This is a genomic window from Erythrobacter colymbi, from assembly GCF_002155685.1.
GTDB classification, from domain to species: Bacteria; Pseudomonadota; Alphaproteobacteria; order Sphingomonadales; family Sphingomonadaceae; genus Erythrobacter; species Erythrobacter colymbi.
Window position 1 is genome coordinate 603194 of the sequence record NZ_MUYK01000003.1, and the last position, 9650, is coordinate 612843.

General features: G+C 68.5%; 13 protein-coding genes. 8 read left to right on the forward strand and 5 right to left on the reverse strand.

The genetic code is table 11. From position 1 onward, the window contains the following. Window positions 1-391 (reverse strand): single-stranded DNA-binding protein (gene ssb / locus BZF57_RS09495; RefSeq protein ID WP_240505924.1); only part of this gene is annotated, 391 nt, incomplete at its 3' end. 268 nt (window positions 392-659) lie between these two features. Between ssb and BZF57_RS09500 the strand changes: the two genes are divergently transcribed. Beyond that, entirely contained in the window at window positions 660-1118 is a 459-nt protein-coding gene (locus BZF57_RS09500) for a hypothetical protein (RefSeq protein WP_086737033.1), read from the forward strand. On the opposite strand, the gene BZF57_RS09505 is transcribed toward BZF57_RS09500, so the two are convergent. Further along, on the reverse strand, window positions 1103-1765 hold the full coding sequence (locus BZF57_RS09505; protein ID WP_086737035.1) for a COQ9 family protein: 663 nt from the start codon (window positions 1763-1765) through the stop codon (window positions 1103-1105). The genes BZF57_RS09500 and BZF57_RS09505 overlap by 16 nt on opposite strands. 1 nt (window position 1766) lies before the next feature. Beyond that, window positions 1767-2396: an ankyrin repeat domain-containing protein gene (locus tag BZF57_RS09510; RefSeq protein ID WP_240505925.1), complete on the reverse strand. Its 630-nt coding sequence runs from the start codon at window positions 2394-2396 to the stop codon at window positions 1767-1769. 95 nt (window positions 2397-2491) lie between these two features. On the opposite strand from BZF57_RS09510, the gene BZF57_RS09515 reads away from it, so the two are divergent. The 7 genes from BZF57_RS09515 to BZF57_RS09545 all read left to right on the forward strand — a co-directional run bounded on the left by BZF57_RS09515 (window position 2492) and on the right by BZF57_RS09545 (window position 7069). Next, window positions 2492-3097, forward strand: coding sequence for an SCO family protein (locus tag BZF57_RS09515; protein WP_086737039.1), 606 nt, complete (start codon window positions 2492-2494; stop codon window positions 3095-3097). Further along, window positions 3085-3552, forward strand: coding sequence for a YcgN family cysteine cluster protein (locus BZF57_RS09520; RefSeq protein ID WP_086737166.1), 468 nt, complete (start codon window positions 3085-3087; stop codon window positions 3550-3552). The genes BZF57_RS09515 and BZF57_RS09520 overlap by 13 nt, the downstream gene beginning before the upstream one ends. Further along, window positions 3549-4283 carry a M48 family metallopeptidase gene (locus BZF57_RS09525; RefSeq protein WP_086737041.1) on the forward strand — a complete coding sequence of 245 codons (735 nt, stop codon included), beginning with the start codon at window positions 3549-3551 and terminating at the stop codon, window positions 4281-4283. The genes BZF57_RS09520 and BZF57_RS09525 overlap by 4 nt, the downstream gene beginning before the upstream one ends. 133 nt (window positions 4284-4416) lie before the next feature. Continuing rightward, window positions 4417-4881, forward strand: a complete 465-nt coding sequence (locus BZF57_RS09530) for a hypothetical protein (RefSeq protein WP_086737043.1) — start codon at window positions 4417-4419, stop codon at window positions 4879-4881. A 32-nt stretch (window positions 4882-4913) separates the two neighbouring features. Continuing rightward, window positions 4914-5861 (forward strand): bifunctional diaminohydroxyphosphoribosylaminopyrimidine deaminase/5-amino-6-(5-phosphoribosylamino)uracil reductase RibD, encoded by a 948-nt coding sequence (ribD, locus tag BZF57_RS09535; protein ID WP_086737045.1) that lies wholly within the window; start codon window positions 4914-4916, stop codon window positions 5859-5861. A gap of 124 nt (window positions 5862-5985) precedes the next feature. Next, window positions 5986-6609 carry a riboflavin synthase gene (locus tag BZF57_RS09540; protein WP_086737047.1) on the forward strand — a complete coding sequence of 208 codons (624 nt, stop codon included), beginning with the start codon at window positions 5986-5988 and terminating at the stop codon, window positions 6607-6609. A gap of 73 nt (window positions 6610-6682) precedes the next feature. Beyond that, the gene (locus BZF57_RS09545) at window positions 6683-7069 is read left to right on the forward strand and encodes a VOC family protein (protein WP_086737168.1); all 387 of its coding nucleotides are present in this window, start codon (window positions 6683-6685) and stop codon (window positions 7067-7069) included. Between the two features lie 350 nt (window positions 7070-7419). Here BZF57_RS09545 and BZF57_RS09550 read toward each other — a convergent pair whose 3' ends face one another. Both BZF57_RS09550 and BZF57_RS09555 read right to left on the reverse strand, forming a co-directional pair. Beyond that, a complete protein-coding gene (locus BZF57_RS09550; protein ID WP_067489996.1) occupies window positions 7420-8613 on the reverse strand; it encodes an IS91 family transposase in 1194 nt (397 codons plus the stop codon). A gap of 6 nt (window positions 8614-8619) precedes the next feature. After that, a complete protein-coding gene (locus tag BZF57_RS09555) occupies window positions 8620-9528 on the reverse strand; it encodes a tyrosine-type recombinase/integrase (RefSeq protein WP_067402726.1) in 909 nt (302 codons plus the stop codon). Window positions 9529-9650: the final 122 nt, after the last annotated feature.

Here is a 9650-nt window from a genome sequence, read left to right on the forward strand (position 1 = left end):
CACCGCCGCCGCCACCCATGCCGCCGCCGCTACCGCCGCCCGCACCATCAAGCATGGTCAGCGTGCCGCCGAGGCCCTGGATCACGATTTCGGTCGAGTAGCGGTCCTGCCCGTTCTGGTCCTGCCACTTGCGGGTCTGGAGCTTGCCCTCGACGAAGACCTTGCTGCCCTTCTTGAGGTAGCGCTCGACCACGCTGACGAGGCCTTCGGAAAAGATCGCGACGGTGTGCCACTCGGTCTTTTCCTTGCGCTCGCCGGTCTGGCGGTCCTTCCACTGTTCGGAGGTCGCGATGCGCAGGTTGGCGACCTTGCCGCCATTGTTGAAGGTGCGGATTTCCGGATCGGCGCCCAGATTGCCGATCAGCATGACCTTGTTGAGCGAACCCGCCATCGAAATACCCTTCCCGTCAATGTCTTGATCCCGCGGGCGCAAGATGCGCCGCGAATCCGAGTCGGGCAATAGGGGAGACGGGCGATGCGCGCGACAGGGGCGGCGCGCTTTTCACCGACTCAACCGCGTCGCCCCTGCGCAGGCAGGGGCCCATCCACGGCAGAGGAAAGCGCAAGTCCGACTGGATCCCCGCCTGCGCGGGGATGACGGGAGAGGTGGTGGATGAACCCTTCTGGCCTGCGCCTCCCGACCGCGTTAACAAGCGCCCATGCTCTGCTCTGAACGCGCGTGGAACAATTTCATCAACTGCGTGCCTCAGGACCACGAGTGGGGCAGCCCGAGGCGCGCGGCCGCCGTCGCATTTCTGTTCTACAGCGATGCCATGAGCGGCGGCCTCGACCGTTTCCTGACCTATGCCTTCGCGCTGCATTCGGACGAAGTGGTGAGCGCGCTCGGCGCATTGGGGGCCCCGGGGGCGCAGCAGCAACTGCAATTCGTGCTCGATCGCATGGGTTGCGTCCTGCCGGTGATGTCCGAGCAGGAAAGGTGGGACATCATGCTGGCACGCTGGCCTGAGCTTGACGGCCCCGACGAGGCCGACTGCCTGAGCGAAGAAGCGGCGGACGAATTGCTCGCCGCGCTAGAAGCGCATGTGGCGGCGCATGAGGATTACTACGCTGGCCTTGGCGACGGGTCGCCGTGGCCACCCGATCACCGCGCCGGATAGCGCAGCCGGCCGAGGAAGCGCGTCAGGCTCGGCAGTTCGCGGTCCTTGCCGAGGAACTGCGCCTTCACCTTCTCGAACTTCATCACCCCGTCGATGCGGCGTTCGAGGAAGGCGTGGGTGTCGGCCTTGCCTTCGCTGTCGTCGTTGACGAACACGGCGAGCGTCGCGCTGTAGATCCCCGCGAGGATCGCGCGCTTGGTGTAGTGGTTGTAGTCGGTCGCGGTATCGCCCGCGAGGCGCCACATGATGTCGGCCGAATGCCAGCCGAGCTTCAGCGAGCGCGCGGCGTTCTGCGGCTGGGCCATCACCGCGAGCGCGCGGCGCACGGCTTCATCGATGTGTTCCACCGCTTCCAGCCGGAAGGCGACCAGCGTGCGGATGCGCTCGCGGATCTTCAATGTGGCGAGGCGTTCGGCCGGCCATTCGGCCTCCATCGCCTGATCGACGCTGGCGATCCAAGCCTCGATCATGTCCATCGGCTTCGCGCCGGGGAAGGCGAGCCTGGCCACGTCGACATCGGCCCCCGCCATCTCGGCGGCGGCGACCAGCGCGGTCTCGGTCCAGCCGTCGAAAATCGCCGAAGCGGCGATATCGGGCGCGAGCGCGATGCGCAGCTCGTCGAGGGTCAGGTCTGAAAAATCGGTCATGTCAGAAAGAAGGCCCGTAGTTCTTCTTGGTTCCCGCCTCGGCCCGCTTGGCATCGGCATTGGCGAATTCCTGCATGAGCAGCGAGTTGCCGGCCTGCAGCTTCATGTAATCGCGCGCCGAGCGGCCCGAATTGTCGCTGCGGTCGGGGTCGGCGCCCTTCTCCAGCAGCAGCCGCACCAGCGGGACGTTGCGCGCGTGGACCGCGGCGATCAGCGGGGTCTCGCCGGTCTGGTCGGCGACATTGACGTTCGCCCCGCCCTTGATCAGCGCCTCGACCCCGTCGGTGAAGCTCAGCGCGGTGGCGAGCTGGAGCGGGGTCATGCCCTTCTTGTTGCGGATGTTCGGATCGGCCCCGCGCTGGAGCAGGAAGCGCACCCACAGCACGTCGGCCCGCGCGACCGCGATGTGCAGGCCGGTGTCGCCGCTGGTGATGTCGCGGGTGTTGACGATCTGGGTGCCGGGCTTCGAAAGCATGTCGGTGGCCTTGTTGCCATCGCGCTCCTTCACCGCCTCGAGGAACTGGTAGCCCTCCGACTGGAACTGCGCAGCGAGCGGCGAGGCAAGCGCGAGTGCAATCGCGCTGGCAATTGCCCCGCGAGCCCCTAACTTGCGCAAAACACCATGAGCCACGGTTTGATCCTTTCGCATTACCTGCCACACTTTCCCGTGTGGGACGGCGTGGGGGACGAGCCGCAACGCCTTTCACAAGCGACAGTTAGCAGAGCATGAACCGCATCAACAAGCCTTCCGCCGTCCGTTCCGTCGCATTCGCGCTCGCGCTGGTCCTGGCCGGTTGCAACGGGGCTGCCCCCAAGGAAGAGCCGCCGCTGGCGGGCGCTGCCATCGGGGGCGATTTCACGCTGACGAACAGCGAGGGCGCGCCTGTGCGCTGGGGCGATTTCGCGGGGAAATACCGCATCGTCTATTTCGGCTACACCTTCTGCCCCGACATCTGCCCGACCGACATGCAGCGCGTGGCGCAGGGGCTGAAGGAGTTGAAGGCGAGCGATCCGGACAAGGCGGGCAAGATCGTGCCGATCTTCATCACCGTCGATCCCGAACGCGACACGCAGGCCGTGGTGGGCGAATTCGCCGCGGCCTTCTCGCCCGATATCGTCGGCCTTACCGGCACGCCCGAACAGATCGCGGCCGCCGCCAAGACCTTCAAGGTGTTCTACCAGAAGGGCGAGGCGCAGCCGGGCGGCGGCTATCTCGTCGACCATTCCAATGTCGTCTACCTCTTCGGCCCCGACGGCGCCCCGATCGCCACCCTGCCCACCGACAAGGGCGGCAAGGCGGTCGCGGCGGAACTGGCGCGATGGGTGAGCTGAGAGAGCGCTTCTGGGAGCTGCCCTTGGGCGAGCTCACCCGGCCTGAATGGGAAGCGCTGTGCGACGGCTGCGGCCGCTGCTGCCTGCACAAGCTGGAGGACGAGGACACCGGCGAGGTGGTCGACACCAACATCGCCTGCCGCCTGCTCGATACGCGGACGGCGCAGTGCTCGGACTACCGCAACCGCAAGGCTTTCGTCCCCGATTGCCTGCGGCTGACCTTGCGGATCGTCGAGCAGGTGAGCTGGCTCCCCTCGACCTGCGCCTACCGCCTGCGTGCCGACGGGCGTCCGCTGCCGGGATGGCATTACCTCCTCTCGGGTGACCGCGATGCGGTGCGGCGCGCGGGCGTCTCGATCGTGGGACGCGTGGTGAGCGAGGTCGATGCCGGGCCGATGGAGCACCACATCACCCAGTGGCCCGCCCCCCGCCGCGACTGGGAGGAGAGCGCATGATCGACTGGCTGCGCAGTGCCTCCGCCCGGCAGGCGCTCGATCCCGAGATCGACCTTGGCGGAACGCGGGTGCCGATCGTGCTCAAGCGGATGCGCAATGCGCGGCGGCTGACGCTGCGGCTCGCGCCCGATGGCAGCGAGGTCCGCATCACCCTGCCCGCCTGGGCCGAGGGGCGCGAGGCGATCGCCTTTGCCCATGCGCGCGCGGGCTGGCTGGCCGAGCAGCACGCCAAGCTCCCCCGCCGCGCCGCGCCCGAACCGGGCGGCGAGCTGCGCTACCGCGGGCGGGCACTGAAGCTCGCATGGGACACCCGCGCGCCGCGGCGTCCGGTGGTGGAGGGCGACACCCTCAGGGTCGGCGGGCCGCAGGCGGGGCTCGAAACCCGCCTCAAGCGCTGGTTCGAGGCCGAAGCGCTGCGCCTCGCCGAGGCCGACATGCGCGACTATTGCGCGGCCGCCGGGCTCGATCCCGTTCCCATCGGGCTGACGCGGGCGCAGCGCCGCTGGGGTTCGTGCTCGGACAAGAACCGCATCCGCATCAACTGGCGGCTGGTGCAGGCCCCCGATTTCGTCCGCCGCTCGGTGGTCGCGCACGAGGTCGCGCACCTCGTCCACTTCGACCACTCGCCCGCCTTCCACGCGCTGCTTGGCAACATCTTCGAGGGCGCCATCGCCGACGCCGACCGCTGGCTGAAGGACAACGGGCGCGGGCTTTACGCGAGCTTCGGGTAGGTAAGCGGGCTGAAGGAGCCTCGCTGCGCTCGGGCCCACCCCTGACCCCTCCCGCGAGCGGGAGGGGAGCGAGACTTCCTCGCCTCGTCTCACCCCCCTTTCCCCCTTTGCGCCCTCCCCCTATATTGGCGCGATGCGCACCATCCTCTCTCGGTTCAATCCTGCCAGCGGCATTTCCGATTTCTGGACCGAGTTCCGTCGGCCCCAGCCCTATCGCGTGCCGATCCTGCTGGTTTCGATCCTGCCGGCAGCGGGCATGATCTGGTGGGGCGCGAACAGCACCGAATATGGCGAGCCCGAGCGTCCGACGATCGAATACATCACCACGCTCGACCCGACGCGCTCGGATGCGGAGATCCAGGCCGAGATCCGCGCCAACCAGGAAATCAAGGACCTGCGCGCCGCCGAGGAAGCCCGCATCGCCAAAGAGAAGCGCGAGCTCTACAAGTCATTAGGCCGCGCGGCGGGGATGGATGTCGAGGAAATCGAGCGCAAGGCCGATGCCGAGCGCGCGGCGGAGAAGGCCGCTGCCGAAAAGCGCCGCGCCGAGGCCGAGGCTGCCGCGAAGGCGAAGCAAGCCGAAAGCGCCGGACAATAGCCGCACCGCTCCCGCCTTCCGATCTCGCGTGGATGGCCGCCGCCGCGCGGCTCGCCGCCCGCGCGCGCCCGCTCTCCCGCCCCAATCCGGGCGTGGCTGCGCTGGTGGTGGCCGAGGGCCGCGTGATGGCGCGCGGCTGGACGCAGGACGGGGGCCGCCCCCATGCCGAGGCGATCGCGCTTTCCGGCCTCGCGCCTGAGCTGCTGGCCCGCGCCACGCTCTACGTCACGCTCGAACCCTGCGCGCATCGGTCCGAGCGCGGCCCCGCCTGCGCCGACCTGATCCTTGCCGCAAAGCCCGCCCGCGTCGTCATCGGCCAGATCGACCCCGACCCGCGCACCGCAGGGCAGGGCATGGCGCGGCTCGAGGCGGGGGGCATTGCAGTGACGCTGCTCGACGACCCCGCATCGGCTGCGAGCCTTGGGGGCTTTCTCACCCGCCAGAGGCTCGGCCGCCCGTGGGTGACCCTGAAGCTCGCGACCTCCTTGGACGGCTGCATCGCGCTTGCCGACGGCACCAGCCAGTGGATCACCGGCGAGGCCGCCCGCGCCCATGTCCACGCCCACCGCGCGCGCCATGACGCGATCCTCGTGGGCGGCGGCACATGGCGCACCGACCAGCCGCGCCTCGACGTGCGCCTGCCCGGGCTGGAGGCCCGCTCGCCCGCCCGCGTGGTGCTGACGCGCGGCGAAGCGCCCGAAGGCACCACCGTCCTCCCCGCGCCCGAGGCGATCGCGGGGCTGGACGGCGTCCAGTATCTCTATGTCGAAGGCGGGGCCGAGACCGCGGCCGCCTTCCTCGCCGCCGATCTGGTGGACGAGCTCCACCTCTACACCGCGCCCATCCTGATCGGCGATGGCAAGCGCGCACTCGGCGGGCTCGGCCTCGCCAGCCTCGCCGCAGCCCACAACCGCTGGCACCTCGCCGAACGCCGCCAGCTTGGCAGCGACAGCTTCGCCGCCTATCTGCGGATGCGATGACGCACCTTCCTCCCCCCTCCCTTGAGGGAGGGGTCGGGGGTGGGTGTTCCACGCAATATCAACCGCCGAACACCCCCACCCGGCCTCCCCCTCAAGGGGGAGGGGATCAGGAGCCAGCCAAGAAATGTTCACCGGCATCGTCACCGCCATCGGCACCATCGCCGCCGCCGAGCAGCGCGGCGACCTGCGCCTGCGCATCACCGCCCCGCTCGATCCCGCGCGGATCGACATCGGCGCCTCGATCGCGTGCTCGGGCGTGTGCCTCACCGTGGTCGAGCGCGGCGGTAGCGCGGGGGACGCCTGGTTCGACGTCGACCTCTCGGGCGAGACGGTCAGCCGCACCGTACCGGGGATGTGGAACGCCGGCGCCAGCCTCAACATCGAGCCCTCCCTGCGGCTCGGCGACGAGCTCGGCGGGCACATCGTCACCGGCCACGTCGATTCGGTCGGCGAGGTGGTGAAGGTGTCTCAGGACGGCGACAGCTGGCACATCGCGATCCGCGCCCGCGCCGAAATGGCCCCCTTCATCGCCGAGAAGGGCTCGATCACGGTCAATGGCGTGTCGCTCACCGTCAACGACGTGCGCGACCGGGCCGACGGCACCTGCGACTTCCTGCTCAACATCATCCCCCACACCGCCGCGGTAACGACGCTGGGCGCGCTGAAGGAGGGCGATGCGGTCAACCTCGAGATCGACGTGCTCGCGCGCTACTTGAAGCGCATGCAGAGCCTCGCGGCGGCACGGTGAGATGCTGCGGGGCGCGCTGGCACTGGCCTTGCTGCTGGCGGCCTGCCAGCCAGCCCCCGAAGGAACTCCCGCCATGACCGAGCCCGCCGCGATCAACCCGGTCGTCCATTTCGAGATCCCCGTCACCGACATGGACCGCGCGGTCCGCTTCTACGAGGCGGTGTTCAAGGTCGAACTCGATCGGCGCGAGACCGACGGCTACGACATGGCCTTCTTCCCCCGCGCCGACGGCCGCCCGGGCACAAGCGGCGCGCTGGCGAAGGGCGATGCCTACAAGCCCACCCGCGACGGCGCGATCCTCTACTTCGATGTGCCCGATTTGGACGCGGTGATCGCGCGGGCCGAGGCGGCGGGCGGATCGGTGCTCTACCCCAAGAAGGACATCGGCGAGGCAGGCTTCGTCGCCGAGATCGCCGACAGCGAAGGCAATCGCATCGCGCTTAGCCAAGCGGCAGAGTGAGGCGGGGGCAGGATTTGCCGCCTTCCGGCCGAAAGCGGACGTTCTGGAATCGTTTAGAGTTTCGGACGCCGATAGGCGTCGGAAAGTCGACGGTGCCCGAACCCGCGGGCCGCATGCGGTGAGCTATGGGGATTTCGATTTACGGCCGATCTGGGCGTCTGCAGACGGTGTCGATAAGCGGACGGGTTTGAGAGCAGCCCGTCCGATTTTGGAGTGACAGGGCGGCTGTGGGGAGCTCGTCCGTCCGATTTTGGCGATGGGACGACTGCTCCTGGGCGGATGATATGCAGACATCCTCATCCCCGGGAGCGCGGTTGCGGTGAGGTCTGGCGGTGTGGGGCCGTGCCGGGTCACGACGCAAGGTTCCCGGATGGTGCGATCGGACATGGCGGGCCGCGCGGCAGATAGCGGCGTTCGATGGTCTCGATGATGATCATGGTCCCGCCGCAGCAAGGGCATGGCGGGCGCGGATCGGGGGGCTCGGTGGGTGGCTCGACCGCGGTGGGCGGCGCGAGGGCGAGCAGGCGGCGGGCGCGCTCGAGGTGGGCCTTGCGGGTGCCGCTGGCGAGCAGGCCATAGTGGCGGATGCGGTGGAACCCGCGTGGCAGGCAGTGCAGCAGGAAGCGGCGGATGAACTCGTCGGCGCTGAGCGTCATGACCTGCTGCCGGTCTGGCGTAGAACGGCGATAGTCCTTGTAGCGGAACGTGACCCCATGCTCGTCGAGCCGCAGGAGGCGACTGTTCGAGATGGCGACCCGGTGGGTGTAGCGCGAGAGATAGGCGAGCACGGCCTCGGGACCGGCGAAGGGCGGCTTGGCGTAGACCACCCAGCGCTTTTTGCGCACCGGCGCGAGGTGGCGCAGGAATGCGCGACGATCGGCGAGATGAGCGAGCCGACCGAAGAAGGCGAGCTTGCCGGCATCGTAAAGCGCCAGCAGCCGAGTGAGGAACAGGCGGCGGAACAAGGCGCCCAGCACGCGCACCGGCAGGAGGAAGGCCGGGCGGGATGATATCCATCGCTCCCCATCCGGCGCGATACCGCCGCCCGGCACGATCATGTGGATATGCGGGTGGTGGGTCATGGCCGAGCCCCAGGTGTGGAGCACGGCGGTGATGCCGATGCGGGCACCGAGATGCTTCGGGTCGGCGGCGATGGTGAGCGTGGTCTCGGACGCAGTCTTGAACAGCAGGTCGTAGAGCAGCGCCTTGTTGTGGAACGCGATATCCGCGATCTCGGCAGGCAGCGTGAAGACGACATGGAAGTATCCCACCGGCAGCAGGTCGGCCTCGCGCGAGGCGAGCCAGGTGCGCGCGGCGGTGCCCTGGCACTTGGGGCAATGGCGGTTGCGGCAGGAGTTGTAGGCGATCCGCCAATGTCCGCAGTCGGTGCAGGCCTCGACATGCCCGCCCAGCGCGGCGGTGCGGCAGTGCTCGATCGCCGACATGACCTTGAGCTGATGCAGGCTCAGGTGCCCGGCATGGGCGAGCCGATAGGCTGGCCCGGCAGCGCAGAAAACGTCGGCGACCTCGAGTGCGGCGCGCACCGGTCCTCAGCCGCTCGGCGCCTCCTTGTCCGGTGCCGCCAGTGCGAGCCGGTCAAGCGGGCTGACCACGGCGCGCACCGTCTTGGTTGCCACTTGCGTGTAAAAGGCGGTGGTGTTCAGCTTGGCATGACCGAGCAGCGCCTGAATGACGCGGATATCGACCCCGTCCTCGAGGAGGTGCGTAGCAAAACTGTGACGCAGCGTGTGCGGTCCTACCCGCTTGGCGATGTCGGCTGCCTCGGCAGCTTCGACGACGACACGGTGGAGCTGGCGTGTGCTGATCGGCAGCATGGCGCCTCGTCCCGGGAAGAGCCAGCCATCAGCGTGGAGCACACCCTGCTGACGCCCCGCGCGCCACCAGTCACGCAGCAGCACGAGCAAGCCCTCTGGCAGCATGGCATTGCGGTATCGCCCGCCTTTGCCACGCTCGATCCTGAGCAGCATGCGCTTGCTGTCGATATCGCGCACCTTGAGCGCCGCGACCTCGCCGACGCGCAGACCCGCACCATAGGCGACCGACAATGCGGCCTGATGCTTGAGGCTGGTGGTCGCATCGAGCAGGCGCTTCACCTCGCTCTGGGTCAGCACCACCGGGATCTTGCGAGCGTGCGCGGTGCGGACCAGCTTGCGTGCAAGATCGGGCCGGTCGAGGGTGTGGGTGAAGAGGAACCGCAGCGCCGCCACGATGCTGTTCATGGTCGGCGCCGGCACCCCGGCTTCCCGTTGCTCAATCTGGAACCGGCGGACATCCTCGGCGGTCGCGGTATGCGGCGAGCGCCCCAGCCAGGTCGCGAACCGTCCCACATCGCGCTGGTAGTTGCGTTGCGTCTCCGGCCCGAACCGGCGCAGTGACATATCCTCGATCAGCCGCTGGCGAAGCGGGCTGACCGGCCCAATCGGAATAATCTCGTTCATCGTTCGACTCCTTGGTTGAAGGAGCCACAATCGTCTGCCTCTCTCGGATCAGGCGCTACGCCTGTCGTTCTACATCACCCTCGCCGCCAGCGACACTCCCGCGAAGCGGGTTCGTGCATCGA